Here is a 13,591-nt window from a genome sequence, read left to right on the forward strand (position 1 = left end):
CCGTCATTCCAGGTCGTCGATGGTCTTGCCGACGTCGGCGAGCGTCATGGGCTTGCCGACCTCGGTGGCGTAGCGGTACGGGGTCACCCCGCAGCGGAACACGCCGTCGGTGGCGCCGAAGTCCACGCCCCGCCAGCCCTCCGGGGTCGCCTTCTGCACGTTGAAGCAGCGCGGCTGCTCCGAGAGCGGCGTGGACAGATCCACCGGTGCGAGCAGGCCGCCGCCGGTCCACGCCGTCTCCTTGCGCGCGGTCTCCAGCACACACGAGCGGGTCAGCTGGTCGCCACAGGCGGTCGCGGACTTGGCGAACAGCACCCACGCCTGGATCGCCTTGAGCGCGGGGAAGGTGATCGCGGCGTCCGGGGCGTAGCGCTCGTAGAGGTCGAGCACCTGCTGCACGGCGGGCACCTGGTCGGCGGCGTCGAGCGGGGCGATGCCGCTGAGGTCGGCGTAGTTGTTCTGCGCGCCCAGCGAACTCTTGGCCAGCTCGATGAAGTCGGGGTTGTAGGCGTTGGCGTTGGCGTCGATCCAGTCGAGCTTGTAGTCCATGCCGGTGAGGACTTCCTCCAGCTTGGCCAGGCTACGGAAGTCGCCGAAGAAGATCAGCCCGCGCACGTTCTTGGATTTGATGGCCTGCGCGTAGGGAGTCCAGTCGGCGACGCCGGAGGCGGGGTAGAGCTCGTCGTAGACGATCTGCGCGCCCGCGGCCCGCAGCGACTCGACCATCTTCGGGCCCATCGCCTTGGTCACCGGCGAATCACCGTTGATGATGCCGATCGCCTGGGCCGAGCCCGGGTGTGCGGTCTCGATCAACCACTGCTGGAAACCCGCGTAGGGATTGACGTTCTCGGCCGCCGAGGCGCCGACCGCCAACTGCAGATCCGAGCCGATGTTGGCGATCTGCGCGACCTGACCGGGGAATTCCGGCAACAGGCACGACAGCCGGTCCTTCACCCCGAGCCCGTCCAGGGCCGATCCGCCGCCGACGAGGAAGAAGTCCTCACGGCAGGCCTCGAGCATGCGCTGGCGGACCTCGGTGAGCTTCGAGTCGCGGATCTTGTAGGTCAGGGTGCGCCCGTTGACGCCGCCCGCTTCGTTGCACCACGAGGTGAACACCTTGGCGGCGGCGTCGAACTCGGGGTTCTTGGTGAAGCCCATGTCGGAGAAGACACCGACCTGGATCTCGGTGCCGGTCACACCCTGCGCGGTCGCGTCCTTCGCCTCGCCCGGCCCGCAGATACCGGACAGGTCACCGAAGTCACCGGAGACCGTAGCCGCCGGCCCGCCCTCGCTTTCCGTGGAGCCGCCGTCACGGCCGCAGCCCGCCGCGACCAGCGCGACGGCCATCAGCGCGACGAGTATTCGCTGGGATCTCACCTGTTCCTCCTTCGCGGCTCGCGCCCGACGCCACCGCTGTACGGAAACTATCCTCTCAGAATCGGAGAATCAATAGTCCGAATTCGTAGAGCAATGTGTCCGCGGATCTGCGGCCGAAGGACACCGGGGAGTCCGCGCCCGACCGAACGCCCCGCATCCCCCCACGTCGACCCAGCGTTGACACCCGCCGCCGGTCATGAAAATCTATTGGTCGGTTTATGAGAATCCGATTCTCCTAGGAGGTGTCGATGCGGCTGCCACCGCTGCCCGCCGACGAATGGGACGACCGCAGTCGCCAGGCGCTGAAGGGGTTGCTCCCGCGTGATCGGCGCAATCCCGAGGGCGCGGGCCCGGCGATGTCGACCATGGTGCGTCATCCCGATCTCCTCGAGGCGTTCCTCGAATTCGGGGTGTACCTGCTGTTCAAATCCACGCTCCCGGCGCGGCTGCGCGAACTGGCGGTCCTACGGGTGGCCCACCGCGCGAACTGCGCCTACGAGTGGGAGCACCACCTCGAGATCGCCGAGAAGTCCGGGCTCACCCCCGCGGACGTCGCCGCCGCGCAGAGCGGCGCCTGCGCGGACCCGTTCGACCAGACGGTGCTCACCGCGGTCGACGAGCTCGCCGAGCACACCTGTCTGACCGATGCCACCTGGGCCGCGCTGAGAGATCACCTCGACGAGCGGCAGGCGATGGACTTCGTCTTCACCGTCGGCGGCTACACCACCCTGGCCATGGCCTTCAACACCTTCGGCGTGAAGCCCTAGTACGGCTTCGAGCACTAGCACGAAAGGCACTGTCTTGCCCCACTTCACCAAACCAGCCGCGGGTAGCTGGACGCAGAACTATCCCGAACTGGGCACCGATCCGGTCGACTACACCGACTCGATCGACCCCGCCTTCTACGAGGACGAACGCCAGGCGATCTTCCGCAAGAGCTGGCTCAATGTCGGCCGGGTGAACAAACTGCCCAAGACCGGCAGCTACTTCACCAAAGAGCTGGCCTGCGTGGGCACCTCGCTCATCATCGTCAAGGACAAGGCGGGCGTGGTCCGCGCCTTCCACAACATCTGCCGCCACCGGGGCAACAAGCTGGTGTGGGACGACTTCCCCAACGAGGAGACCGCGGGCACCTGCAGGCAGTTCACCTGCAAATACCACGCCTGGCGCTACGGCCTGGAAGGTGACCTGACCTACGTCCAGCAGGAGGGCGAGTTCTTCGACCTGGACAAGAACAAGTTCGGCCTCAAGCCGGTGCGCTGCGAGGTCTGGGAAGGCTTCATCTTCGTCAATCTCGACGAGAACGCCAAGCCGCTGACCGAGTACCTGGGTCCGATGATGAAGGGCCTCGAGGGCTACCCGTTCGACAAGATGAGCGAGGTCTACAGCTACAAGGCCGAGATCGGCTCGAACTGGAAGCTGTTCATCGACGCCTTCGCCGAGTTCTATCACGCGCCCGTGCTGCACCAGAAGCAGGCGGTCAAGGACGAGGCCGACAAGCTGGCCGGCTACGGCTTCGAGGCGCTGCACTACGAGATCGCCGCACCGCATTCGATGATCTCGTCCTGGGGCGGCATGGCGCCGCCGAAGGATCCCATGATGGTCAAGCCGATCGAGCGCGAACTGCGCAGCGGCCTGTTCGGCCCCTGGGACCGCCCCGGCATCGACGGCCTCGACACGCTGCCGCCCGGCCTCAACCCGGCAGGCCACAACGCCTGGGGCGTGGACGAATTCGAGATCTTCCCGAACTTCTCCCTGCTGTTTTGGGCGCCCGGCTGGTTCCTGACCTACCACTACTGGCCGACCGCCGTGGACCGCCACATCTTCGAGGCGAACCTGTATTTCGTGCCCGCGAGCAACGCCCGCGAGCGGCTCGCCCAGGAGCTGGCCGCGGTCACCTTCAAGGAGTACGCGCTGCAGGACGCGAACACCCTGGAGGCCACCCAGACCATGATCGCCACCCGCGAGGTCACCGACTTCCCGCTCAACGATCAGGAGATCCTGCTCCGCCACCTGCACAAGACCGCCCAGAAGATCGTCGAGGAGTACCGCGATGGCAACAACTGACCAGCACAAGCATTTGCCTGCCGAGTTCGCCGACCTCGAGCGGTTCGCCGACTGGATCCTGGCCACCGAGCCCGAGCGCTACGCCAAGCGGCTGGCCTCGACGATGGAGGAGATGCAGGACGTCTACGACACCGTCATGCCGCGCCTGCAGGCAGCGCTGGACTTCATCGACAGCAAGTACGACTGGAACGATCTGCCCGACGAGGGCCGCCATCTGTTCCATCTGCTCCAGTCGCTGGTGATGGTGTCCTTCCCGATCGAGGTCTGGAAGCAGGCGCGGGTGCCCGATTCCGGCGCGGCCCATCTGGACATCATCCGCGAGCCGGTGGTCTGAGCGATGCCTGCGCTGACGCTGCGGGCGGCCGGGCTGCTCGATGTCGACTCCGGCGAGATCGTGCGGCCGGGCATCCTGCGGGTCGACGGTGACCGCATCGTCGGCGTCGGCGGCCCGGTCGAGGGCGAGGTCGTCGAACTCGGCGAGGTGATCCTGCTGCCCGGCCTGATGGACATGGAGGTCAACCTGCTGATGGGCGGGCGCGGGGAGACCGGTCTGGCCTCCAGCGTGACCGACGATCCGGCACTGCGCGTGCTGCGCGCGGTCGGCAATGCCCGCCGCACGCTCCGGGCCGGATTCACCACCGTGCGCAACCTCGGCCTGTTCGTGAAGACCGGCGGTTATCTGCTGGACGTGGCGCTGGGCAAGGCCATCGACGCCGGATGGATCGAAGGTCCGCGCATCGTGCCCGCCGGTCATGCCATCACGCCCACCGGCGGTCACCTGGACCCGACCATGTTCTCCGCCTTCGCCCCCGACGTGCTGAAGCTGACCCTCGAGGAGGGCATCGCCAACGGCGTCGACGAGGTCCGCAAGGCGGTGCGGTACCAGATCAAGCACGGCGCGCAGCTGATCAAGATCTGCGTCTCCGGCGGCGTCATGTCGCTGACGGGAGCGCCCGGCGCGCAACACTATTCGGACGAGGAACTGCGCGCCATCGTCGACGAGGCGCACCGGCGCGGACTCAAGGTCGCCGCGCACACCCACGGTGCCGAAGCTGTCGCCCACGCCGTCGCGGCCGGCATCGACTGCATCGAGCACGGCTTCCTCATCGACGACGACGCCATCGACCTGATGGTCGCCAACGGCACCTGGTTGGTCCCGACCACCCGGCTGGCCGACGCGATGGACGTCTCCAGAGCCGATCCGGCCCTGCAGGCCAAGGCCGCCGTCATGTTCCCCAAGGCCCGCACCTCCGTGCTGGCCGCCTACAAGGCGGGCGTGAAGATCGCCGTCGGCACCGACGCTCCCGCCATCCCGCACGGCCGCAACGCCGACGAGCTCGTCGCGCTCGTCGAACGCGGTCTGCCGCCGCTGGACGTGGTGCGCGCGGCCACGATTCGCGGCGCCGAACTCATCGGCGTCGAGGACCGCGGCCGCCTCGCCGAAGGTCAGCTGGCCGATGTCATCGCCGTCCCCGGTGACCCGCTCGACGACATCACCGTGACCAGGGACGTGCGCTTCGTGATGAAAGGCGGAAAGATTTATGTCCAGAAGTGACGACCTGCTCGAGATCCAGCAGGTGCTGGCCCGCTACGCGGTGACCATCACCCAGGGCGATATCGAGGGGCTGATCGCCGTGTTCACCCCCGACGGCACCTACAGCGCCTTCGGCGACACCTACACCCTCGATGTCTTCCCCGACCTGGTCGCCGCCGCCCCCAAAGGTCTTTTCCTGACCGGCCTTCCGGTACTCGAGATCGACGGCGACACCGCCACCGGCACCCAACCGCTGTGCTTCGTCGAGCACAGCAGCCACGACATGCGCATCGGCTACTACACCGACACCCTCGAGCGCACCCCCGACGGTTGGCGCATCAAGACCCGCCGGATGACCTTCATCCGCCGCAACGGCGACCACGATTCGGGTATCCCGCACGCCTTCGAGCGCTCCCAGGGGTGAGGTCGTGACCGACATGGCGACCGATCTCCCGACTGTCGACATCGCCGGCTTCCGGTCGAGCCTGCGCGCGTGGCTCGACCAGCACGACCTGACCCCCGGCCCCGATCACTCGCTGGACGGACAGGTCGAGCAGCTGCTTCGGGTCAGGCGCGCCCTCTACGACGGCGACTGGATGCGCTACGGCTGGCCCGAGCAGGTCGGCGGTCTCGGCGGACCCGCTGCCCTGCGCGCCGTGCTCGGTGAGGAGATCGCCTCCCGCGACCTCGCCGAGCCCGGCATCTGGTCCATGGTCGAAGTCCTGACCCCGACCATGATCGCCTACGCCCGCCCCGAACTCGCCGCCACCATGGTCCCCCGGCTGCTCTCCGGCAGCGAACAGTGGTGCCAGGGCTTCTCCGAACCCGGCTCCGGCAGCGACCTGGCCTCGCTGCGCACGAAAGCCACTCGGGACGGCGAGAACTGGGTGATCTCCGGCCAGAAGGTGTGGACCAGTCTGGCCCAGTACGCCGCCCGCTGCGTCCTGCTCACCCGCACCGGCCCGGGCCATGACGGCATCACCGCCTTCTTCGTCGACATGGACTCCCCCGGCATCACCGTGCGCCCGCTGCGCACCATGCACGGCGTCGACGAGTTCGCCGAGGTGTTCTTCGACGACGTGGTCGTGCCCGGCCACCGCATGCTCGGCAACCCCGGCGACGGCTGGCGCCTGGCCATGGACCTGCTCCCCTACGAGCGCTCCACCTGCTTCTGGCACCGCATCGCCTACCTGTTCACCCGCTTCGATCAATTGCTCACCCAGATCCCCGGCGCCGCCGAGGCCACCGACACCGAACTCGGCGCGGCCTTCCTCGCCCTGCACACGGTCCGCTGCCGCTCGCACGCCACCCAACGCCGCCTCGCTGCCGGTGAACGGCTCGGTCCCGAGACCTCGGTCGACAAAGTGCTGCTCGCCGAAGCCGAACAACGCCTCTTCGACACCGCCCGCGACCTCCTGCCCGGCGTGATCGAACTCGACGACTCCCCCTGGCGCACCGAGTTCCTCTACTCCCGCGCCGCGACCATCTACGGCGGCACCGCCGAGATCCAGCGCAATATCATCGCCCGCCGCCTGCTCGACCTCGGCAAGGAGTGAATCCCATGCCCGACCCAGCCCAAGGCGCTCCCGCGCTCGACGGCGCCGAACTGCGACTGCTCACCGAAGTCCTCCGTGCGGCGATGAGCGCTACGACCGGCGTCGAACTCGACAGAGCGCTGGACGAACTCGGCTGGCTCGACATGCTCGCCGAAAGCCCGGCTCCCGCCATCCAGACCGTATTCCGGCTACTCGGCGAAACCGGATCGCACGCCTCGGTGCTCGTGGACGTACTGCGCGCCGCCGACCCCGGTCTCCCGGCCGATGTCGCGCTGCCGTTCGCGGGCGGGCGTCGGGTGATCTGGGAACGTTCCCGAACTCTCCGACCACACGGTGCGGCCTCGCCCCACCCCGGATCTTCCATCGACGAAGAGCTACCGCTGCGCATCATCGATCGCGAGGCGACCCGCGTCGAGTCACCCCATGACACGGCGGCCGCTGACGAGACGGCCGACAGTATCGCGTCGGTTCCCTTGGCAGCCGGCCGCAGAGCCCTCGGCTGGTGGCTGCTCGGCTCCGGGCACGCCATGCTCTCGCTGGCCCGCACACACGCGCTCGAACGGCTTCAATTCGGTCGCCCGCTCGCCTCGTTCCAAGCCGTGCGTCACCGCTTGGCCGAAACCCTGGTCGCCCTCGACGGCGCCGAGGCCGCACTCGCCCACGCCGACGGCGAATTCGGCGCGCTCCTGGCCAAGGCCGCCGCGGGCCGAGCGGCAACCACCGCGGCACGACACTGCCAGCAGGTCCTCGGCGGCATCGGCTTCACCGCAGAGCACGAGTTGCACCGGCATGTGCGGCGAGTCCTCGTCCTCGACGGATTGCTCGGCAGCACACGCGAACTCGTCCGCGAAGCAGGGACGGAAGTCCGACGGCGGGCGGAAGGGCCGCGCCTGGCGAATCTCTGACCTTCGACCGCCACCCGGCCGCGTTCGGTGAGCGCCCCGTGACGGCCGTCAGTGGGCGCCGAGCACGTCGAGAATCATCGGACGCGCGGCGGCGAGCGCCTGTTCCCAGTAGGGCCAGGTGTGGGTTCCGTCGACGATCTCGACACGAGCCGGGATGCCCAGCGCCGCGACTCGATCGCCGAAGATGCGCGCGGCGGCCCTGGCGATCAACTCCAGCCCCATCGCGTTCATCGTGTTGCCCACCCCGTACGGCACATCGGCGGGCCCGGGCAGGCCGGCGCCGGCCGACACGTACATCGGCAGACCGCGCAGCAGCTCGGCTTGCACCGTCGGATCGTTGCGACTCCAGGCAGGGTCGCCGGGCGGGCCCCACATGTCGTCCACGTTGAACCTGCCCTCGTCCCACAACGCCGCGCGGATCGCCTCGTTCCACATCGGGAAGGTCGGATTCAGGAATCCGGAGAAAGACCCGGCGAACTTGAACTGGTCGCGATGGTGCGCGGCCAGCGTCAGGGCCGCCCCACCGCCCATGGACGCGCCCACGATGGCGTTGTCGGTCCGCGAGACCCCGTATCCCGCGAGGAAGGCGGGCAACTCCTCGGTGAGGAAGGTTTCCCACTTGTACGTGGTGACCTGGCCGTTGGTACTGCTCGGCCGGTACCAGTCGGTATAGAAACTGGAGTGTCCGCCGACCGGGAACACCAGCGTGACATTGTCACCGGCGAACCGCTGCAGCACACCGGTATCGCTGATCCACTGACTGTGATCGTGCGGCGCACGGAGGCCGTCGAGCACATAGAGCGCCGAAGCGCCACCGCGCGCCGCCCACTGCACCTGGATTTTGATCGGCCCCATACCGGACGGCACAACGAGTTCCTCGTACCCACCGGCCGGGGCCTGTAATTTCGTGGCATCGACCGGCGCCGCATCGGCCACCGCCCCGCCGACCCAGGTCGTCAGCATCACCGCCGCGACAACCGCACCGGCCCTGCGAAACCTACCTCGCAGCGAGCCGATGCCCCGCTTGCACTTCCATCCCCTCACCAGGTTCGTATCGTGCATTCGCGCACGCTATCGAAGCGTCCCGGAATCCAGCGGCAGCACACGCCGGGGGCAGCGAGTCGGCGACGGATGCTCAGTTGTGTCAGCCGCGTCTGCGGGCATCTGCGTCAGCATCGCCTCCCGTGCCTGCTCCGGCGTCTGCTCCACGAACCGCACCGGCTCGCCGAGAGCCTCCCCCAGGATCCGCGCCCGCTCGCGCGGCGGTTCCGGCGCAGGCCCGGTCAGGACATAGGTCCGGCCGGTGTGGCAGTCCCGGCGCAAGGCGGCCGCCGCCACCGCCGCGATGTCTTCCGGATCGACGAAGGGCACGCCCACATCACCGAAGGGCGCGCTGACCGCCCGCTCGCTGCGCACCTGCTCGGCCCACCACAGCGCGTTCGACTGGAATCCGCCCGGCCGCAGCAATGTCCACGCCAGCCCCGACTCCTGCACCGCCACTTCGACGGCCTTGCCGAACTGCCCGTGGGATGCGCTGTCCGGCCTGGTCGCCACACCCTGCGACGACAGGAGCACGACCCTGGTCACCCCCTCGGCACGTGCGGCCGCGAGGATCGCGGGCACATCCGCCCCGAAGGCCCCCGGCCCGATGAGCAGGAACAACGTGGACGCTCCCTGCAAGACGGGCGCCGGCTCCGCGGCATTCGTCAGGTCGACGGGCGCGTGCCGCACCCCCTCCGGCAGCGTGCCGGACGCCCGGGCAAGCGCGAACGGCTGGCCGCCGCGGCCGCCGAAGTGTTCCATCGGCAGGGCGTGGAGAAGACCACCATCGCCGACATCGCGCGCGCCGCGGATGTGCCGGTGGGCAATGTGTACTACTACTTCAAAACCAAGGACGAGCTCGTCCGCGCGGCGATCGGCGCGCACGCCCGGACGCTCGACGAGATGATCGCCGAGCTGGACGGTCTCGAAGACCCGGCCGACCGGTTGCGCGCGATGGTGCGCGGCTGGACCGAAAATCGCTACACGGCGGCGGAATTCGGCTGTCCGACCGGAACCCTGGCCACCGAACTCGACAAGCGTGGTGACGGCCTCGACGGTGAACTGGCCGATGTCATGCGTGCGCTGGTGGACTGGTCCGAGCAACAGTTCGCGCAGATGGGCCGCTCCGATTCCCGCGAGCTGGCCGTCGCCCTGATCGCCGCCTACCAAGGAATCTCGCTGCTCACCAACACCTTCCGCGACCCGGAGCTGATGGAAATCGAGGGCCGTCGACTGGAGCGCTGGATCGACTCCATGTAGCGGCCTGCTTGCAGGTGAACGGGAAGAGACGAGGCCCGGGGCGGATTGTGTCCGCCCCGGGCCTCGGCTGTCGCCCCCCGCTCGATCAGCAGGCCGACGAGGTTCCGCCCTGCAGGGCCATCAGGGTGCAGAAGGTGGTGGCGGCGACCAGCCACTGGTCACCGGACTTGACCGCCTCGCCCGCCTGGTCGGCCAGCACCGGGTTGCCGCCCATGACCAGCGTGTAGGTGACCGCGGCGTTGGTGGCGTCGACCAGTTCGACCTTCGAGACCTCCACGCCCAGACCGGCCGACTGCGGGTTGGCGGCCTGCGCTTGCAGCACCGGCAGGAACGCCTCGCTCTGCTCCACCTTGGCGGCCCGCTCCTCGGGGGTCTTGGTGGAGTCGAAGAAGGTGGCGTAGGTGGCCTTGATCTCGTCGATCGCGGCCGGGTCGGCGGCCGCGGCGGCACTGGTGGTCGACGCGGCGGCCGAGGTGGTGGTCTCCTTCGCTTCGGTGCTCTCATCGTCGGAGCAGCCGGTCAGGGCGACCGACGCGGCGAGCGCGAGACCGAAACAAGCCGCGGCGGTGCGGCGCAGGGAGTAACGCATGAGGGGGTCCTCGATTCTGGAAGGGCTGTTGTTGCGGGGGTTACGGAAAGGGACGGCGCTACTCGATGGCGGCCTTCATCTCGTCGAGCTTCAGCAGAATCGGGTAGCCGTTGACACTGAGCGCATTGCCGTGACCGGTCTGGTGGACGTCGAACACCGACTGGATGGCGGCGTAGAAGCCCTGCACGTCGAGCGTCTGGTTGACCGCCCGTTTGGCCTGACGCAGGCCGAACGGCGGCATCTTCGCGATCTGGGCAGCCAGTTCCCTGGTCGCGGAGTCGAGGTCGGCCCTGGGCACGACTCTGTTGACCATGCCCACCCGCTCGGCTTCCTCGGCGGTGACCGGGCGGCCGGTGAACAGGATCTCCTTGGCCAGCCGCGCGCCGAGTTCCCAGGTGTGGCCGTGGTATTCGACACCGCCGATGCCCATCATCACCACCGGATCGGAGAACTTGGCGTCGTCTGCGGCGACGATCAGGTCGCACGGCCAGCACAGCAGCAGTCCGCCGGCGATGCACCGGCCCTGCACCGCGGCGACGGACGGTTTGGGCACATTGCGCCAGCGCAGCGAGTACTCCAGGTAGCGGCGGGTTTCCAGGCTGTAGATGGTGTCGAGGGTGATGCTGCTCGGGTCGGGCCAGGACTTGTCGTTGAGGTCGTGACCGGCCGAGAAATGCTTGCCCTCGGCGCGCAGCACGATCACCGACACCTCGTCGTCGGCCGCGGCGCGGCTCCAAGCGGCGTCGAGCTCGTCGAGCAGTTCGCCGTTCTGCGCGTTGGCGGCCTCGGGCCGGTCGAGAGTGATGGTGGCGATGCGTTCGCTCACCTCGTAGCGGATGTACATCGGTTCCTCAGCTCGGTCTGTCGGTGGCTCGGTTCGTCGGTGGTTCGGGGGATGCGGCTCGTCGCCGTCACGGCGACAGCTCTCATCCGCGTGGCAGGCCGAGCACGCGCTCGGCGATGATGTTGCGCTGGATCTCCGATGTGCCGCCCGCGATGGTTCCGGCGAAGGTACGGGCATAGCGCTCGAACCAGCCGCGCACGAAGTTGTCGTAGTTCAGCGGCTGCAACGGAGCGGTCAGCGCGGGATGGATCAACGCCTCCGCGCCCGCGGAGTCCAAGGCGTACTCGGCACCGCGCTGAACCGCTTCGGAGCCGAGCAGTTTGAGCACCGACAGCCCCGCCACGTCCTGCTCGCCACGCGCCGCGTCCGCCAGCGCCGCGGAGCCGAGCAGCCGCAACGAGAGGGTGTCCATCACCAAGCGCGCGTAGTTGTCGCGGTCGAGCGGGGTGATGGGCCGGAAGTCGGTGATCAGATCCTGCAGGCGGTCCGCGAAGCTCAACCACAGCAGGGTGCGTTCGTGTCCGAGTGAACCGTTGGCCACCTGCCAGCCGCCGTGCAGAGGGCCGACGAGATTCGCCGCGGGCACCCGCGCGTCCTCGAAGAAGACCTCGTTGAAGTCCAGGTCCGACGGATCACACAGCGAGGCGAACGGCCTGCGGGTCACCCCTGGCGTGTCGGTCGGGATGAGCAGGACACTGATGCCCTTGTGCTTCGGGGCGTCCGGATCGGTCCGTACGAAGGTGAGCAGCACGTCGGCGTCGTGCGCGCCGGACGTCCACACCTTCTGCCCGTTCACCACGAAGTGGTCGCCGTCGAGCACCGCGCGGGTGCGCAAGCCGGCCAGATCCGAGCCCGCGCCGGGTTCGCTCATCCCGAGCGCGGCGGTGATCTCGGCGCGCAGAATCCGCACCGCCCAGTCCCGCTTCTGTTCCTCGGTGCCGAACGAGAGCAGCGACGCCGCGATGATGCCCAGCCCTTGCGGATTGAAGCTGTGATACATCCGCCGCCGCGACAGTTCCTCGAGGTGGACGTACTGCTGCAGGATGGTCGCGTCGCGTCCGCCGAACTCCGGCGGATTGCCGGGCAGCAACCAGCCGTGGTCGAACTGGGTGCGCTGCCACTGCCGCGCCCACTCCGGCACATCGGCGCTGGAGACCGGGCGCTGCGCGAGCGCGGCGCTCTCGTCGGGGGCGTGCTCGGCGAGGAAGGCCACGAACTCGGCGCGGAATCCCTCGACCTCGGCCTCAAAAGTCAGTCGCACGGTACTCCTCGGCGATCAGGGCGCGATGGTGCGCGGCGCCACCGAGCAGCAGCTCGCCCGCCTTGGCCCGCTTGAGCGCGAACTGCAGGTCGTTCTCCCAGGTGAAGCTCATCGCGCCGAACAACTGCATGCCGTGCGCGAACACCAGCGACTGGCATTCGCCCGCCGCGGCTTTCGCCATGGAAGCGGCGAGGCGTCGGCGCGGATCGTCGGCGGCGATCGTCATCGCCGCGAAATAAGCCAGGGCCCGCGCTCTTTCGATAGCGACGTGCATATCGACGGCTTTGTGCTTGACCGCCTGGAAGCTTCCGATCGGCACCCCGAACTGGGTCCGCCCCCGGACGTGCTCGAGCACCATCTCCAGCACCCGCGCGCAGGCGCCGACCGTGGTCATGGCCAGACCCACAAGCGCCACGTGACGCGCCTTCTCGGGATCGGCGTCGGCTTTCGCGTCGTCGCGCACCGGCACCGCGGCGAAAGTCACCTCGGCCAGATGCAGCAGCGGATCGAACACCTGCTCGCGGCGGATGATCGCCGATGCCGCGGGCACCACGAACACCCCCGACGGTGTGAGCACCGCGAGCCAGTCGGCGCGATCACCGTCGAGCACATGGCGCGCGGTGCCGGTGAGCACCCAGCTGTTGCCGTCGTGATGCACGCCGACACCCTCGTAGACCGCCGCACCCGCGGCGCCGGCCAACTCGAATCCCGCGGCGAGCGGTGCGAACTGGGTGACCGTCGCCAGGAAGGGCGTCGGATCGGCGTGCCTGCCCAACTCCTCGAGCACGATCCCCAGCTCCACCGCCTCGGCGGGATCGGTGAGTTCGCCCCACCCCTGCTCGGTGTAGACGCGCCACAGCGCTTCCGTCGACGCGCCTTTGTCCGCGACCTCGCGGATCAGCGCGGCCGGACAATGTCGCGTGAGCACCTCGCGGACGGTGTGCTGCCACAGGCGCTGATCGGCGTCGAACTCCAAGAGCATCCGGACTCACCTCCTTGCCTGGTCCGCTGCGGGATCGTGCGAGAATAGCATTCTCTTTGAGAGAAAGTGAAGCATTACCTAGGTGGAAGTCTGCTGCTCAGAACCACCGGAAACGAGCATCCCTCCGGTACAGTGCGTTCATGTTCTCTTCCGCTGACCCAGGAATGAGGCGCCC

15 protein-coding genes are annotated in these 13,591 nt (G+C 68.3%); 8 read left to right on the forward strand and 7 right to left on the reverse strand.

Annotation, left to right across the window (positions count from 1 at the left end):
- Window positions 1-3 precede the first annotated feature (3 nt).
- Window positions 4-1,347: an ABC transporter substrate-binding protein gene (locus NS3_RS22400; RefSeq protein ID WP_067862947.1), complete on the reverse strand. Its 1,344-nt coding sequence runs from the start codon at window positions 1,345-1,347 to the stop codon at window positions 4-6.
- A gap of 278 nt (window positions 1,348-1,625) precedes the next feature.
- On the opposite strand from NS3_RS22400, the gene NS3_RS22405 reads away from it, so the two are divergent.
- From NS3_RS22405 to NS3_RS22435, 7 genes are read left to right on the forward strand one after another with little or no spacing between them, the layout of a single operon-like run.
- Window positions 1,626-2,144 carry a carboxymuconolactone decarboxylase family protein gene (locus NS3_RS22405; protein WP_067863123.1) on the forward strand — a complete coding sequence of 173 codons (519 nt, stop codon included), beginning with the start codon at window positions 1,626-1,628 and terminating at the stop codon, window positions 2,142-2,144.
- A gap of 34 nt (window positions 2,145-2,178) precedes the next feature.
- On the forward strand, window positions 2,179-3,444 hold the full coding sequence (locus tag NS3_RS22410) for an aromatic ring-hydroxylating oxygenase subunit alpha (RefSeq protein WP_067862950.1): 1,266 nt from the start codon (window positions 2,179-2,181) through the stop codon (window positions 3,442-3,444).
- Window positions 3,431-3,778, forward strand: coding sequence for a hypothetical protein (locus tag NS3_RS22415; protein ID WP_067862959.1), 348 nt, complete (start codon window positions 3,431-3,433; stop codon window positions 3,776-3,778). The genes NS3_RS22410 and NS3_RS22415 overlap by 14 nt, the downstream gene beginning before the upstream one ends.
- 3 nt (window positions 3,779-3,781) lie before the next feature.
- Window positions 3,782-4,999: a metal-dependent hydrolase family protein gene (locus NS3_RS22420; RefSeq protein ID WP_067862962.1), complete on the forward strand. Its 1,218-nt coding sequence runs from the start codon at window positions 3,782-3,784 to the stop codon at window positions 4,997-4,999.
- A complete protein-coding gene (locus NS3_RS22425; RefSeq protein ID WP_067862965.1) occupies window positions 4,986-5,402 on the forward strand; it encodes a nuclear transport factor 2 family protein in 417 nt (138 codons plus the stop codon). The genes NS3_RS22420 and NS3_RS22425 overlap by 14 nt, the downstream gene beginning before the upstream one ends.
- Before the next feature lie 13 nt (window positions 5,403-5,415).
- Window positions 5,416-6,534, forward strand: coding sequence for an acyl-CoA dehydrogenase family protein (locus NS3_RS22430; RefSeq protein WP_067863125.1), 1,119 nt, complete (start codon window positions 5,416-5,418; stop codon window positions 6,532-6,534).
- Between the two features lie 5 nt (window positions 6,535-6,539).
- On the forward strand, window positions 6,540-7,439 hold the full coding sequence (locus tag NS3_RS22435; RefSeq protein WP_067863128.1) for an acyl-CoA dehydrogenase family protein: 900 nt from the start codon (window positions 6,540-6,542) through the stop codon (window positions 7,437-7,439).
- A gap of 48 nt (window positions 7,440-7,487) precedes the next feature.
- Here the strand turns inward: NS3_RS22435 and NS3_RS22440 are convergent, their stop codons facing one another.
- Both NS3_RS22440 and NS3_RS30155 read right to left on the reverse strand, forming a co-directional pair.
- Complete coding sequence (locus tag NS3_RS22440; protein ID WP_084495835.1) at window positions 7,488-8,501, reverse strand: alpha/beta hydrolase; 1,014 nt, start codon at window positions 8,499-8,501, stop codon at window positions 7,488-7,490.
- A 9-nt stretch (window positions 8,502-8,510) separates the two neighbouring features.
- Window positions 8,511-9,242 carry an NAD(P)H-binding protein gene (locus NS3_RS30155; protein ID WP_245649750.1) on the reverse strand — a complete coding sequence of 244 codons (732 nt, stop codon included), beginning with the start codon at window positions 9,240-9,242 and terminating at the stop codon, window positions 8,511-8,513.
- On the opposite strand from NS3_RS30155, the gene NS3_RS30160 reads away from it, so the two are divergent.
- Entirely contained in the window at window positions 9,162-9,740 is a 579-nt protein-coding gene (locus tag NS3_RS30160; RefSeq protein WP_245649751.1) for a TetR/AcrR family transcriptional regulator, read from the forward strand. The two genes, NS3_RS30155 and NS3_RS30160, sit on opposite strands and share 81 nt — an antisense overlap.
- A gap of 85 nt (window positions 9,741-9,825) precedes the next feature.
- On the opposite strand, the gene NS3_RS22455 is transcribed toward NS3_RS30160, so the two are convergent.
- The 4 genes from NS3_RS22455 to NS3_RS22470 form a co-directional block, all read right to left on the reverse strand.
- Window positions 9,826-10,329 (reverse strand): MTB12 C-terminal domain-containing protein, encoded by a 504-nt coding sequence (locus NS3_RS22455; RefSeq protein ID WP_067862970.1) that lies wholly within the window; start codon window positions 10,327-10,329, stop codon window positions 9,826-9,828.
- Window positions 10,330-10,387: 58 nt separating this feature from the next.
- Complete coding sequence (locus NS3_RS22460) at window positions 10,388-11,173, reverse strand: enoyl-CoA hydratase (RefSeq protein WP_067862972.1); 786 nt, start codon at window positions 11,171-11,173, stop codon at window positions 10,388-10,390.
- A gap of 82 nt (window positions 11,174-11,255) precedes the next feature.
- Complete coding sequence (locus NS3_RS22465) at window positions 11,256-12,434, reverse strand: acyl-CoA dehydrogenase family protein (RefSeq protein WP_067862975.1); 1,179 nt, start codon at window positions 12,432-12,434, stop codon at window positions 11,256-11,258.
- Window positions 12,418-13,416: an acyl-CoA dehydrogenase family protein gene (locus NS3_RS22470; RefSeq protein WP_067862978.1), complete on the reverse strand. Its 999-nt coding sequence runs from the start codon at window positions 13,414-13,416 to the stop codon at window positions 12,418-12,420. The genes NS3_RS22465 and NS3_RS22470 overlap by 17 nt, the downstream gene beginning before the upstream one ends.
- Window positions 13,417-13,591 lie beyond the last annotated feature (175 nt).

It is taken from the genome of Nocardia shimofusensis NBRC 100134 (assembly GCF_001613125.1).
Taxonomy (GTDB): domain Bacteria; phylum Actinomycetota; class Actinomycetes; order Mycobacteriales; family Mycobacteriaceae; genus Nocardia; species Nocardia shimofusensis.

What these genes read in the sequence shown, in the direction of transcription:
- NS3_RS22400 (WP_067862947.1), bottom strand. Translation starts at nt 1,347, where the DNA reads ATGGCCGTCGCGCTGGTCGCGGCGGGCTGCGGCCGTGACGGCGGCTCC.
- NS3_RS22405 (WP_067863123.1), top strand. Translation starts at nt 1,626, where the DNA reads ATGCGGCTGCCACCGCTGCCCGCCGACGAATGGGACGACCGCAGTCGC.
- NS3_RS22415 (WP_067862959.1), top strand. Translation starts at nt 3,431, where the DNA reads ATGGCAACAACTGACCAGCACAAGCATTTGCCTGCCGAGTTCGCCGAC.
- NS3_RS22420 (WP_067862962.1), top strand. Translation starts at nt 3,782, where the DNA reads ATGCCTGCGCTGACGCTGCGGGCGGCCGGGCTGCTCGATGTCGACTCC.
- NS3_RS22425 (WP_067862965.1), top strand. Translation starts at nt 4,986, where the DNA reads ATGTCCAGAAGTGACGACCTGCTCGAGATCCAGCAGGTGCTGGCCCGC.
- NS3_RS22430 (WP_067863125.1), top strand. Translation starts at nt 5,416, where the DNA reads ATGGCGACCGATCTCCCGACTGTCGACATCGCCGGCTTCCGGTCGAGC.
- NS3_RS22435 (WP_067863128.1), top strand. Translation starts at nt 6,540, where the DNA reads ATGCCCGACCCAGCCCAAGGCGCTCCCGCGCTCGACGGCGCCGAACTG.
- NS3_RS22440 (WP_084495835.1), bottom strand. Translation starts at nt 8,501, where the DNA reads ATGCACGATACGAACCTGGTGAGGGGATGGAAGTGCAAGCGGGGCATC.
- NS3_RS30155 (WP_245649750.1), bottom strand. Translation starts at nt 9,242, where the DNA reads ATGGAACACTTCGGCGGCCGCGGCGGCCAGCCGTTCGCGCTTGCCCGG.
- NS3_RS22455 (WP_067862970.1), bottom strand. Translation starts at nt 10,329, where the DNA reads ATGCGTTACTCCCTGCGCCGCACCGCCGCGGCTTGTTTCGGTCTCGCG.
- NS3_RS22460 (WP_067862972.1), bottom strand. Translation starts at nt 11,173, where the DNA reads ATGTACATCCGCTACGAGGTGAGCGAACGCATCGCCACCATCACTCTC.
- NS3_RS22470 (WP_067862978.1), bottom strand. Translation starts at nt 13,416, where the DNA reads ATGCTCTTGGAGTTCGACGCCGATCAGCGCCTGTGGCAGCACACCGTC.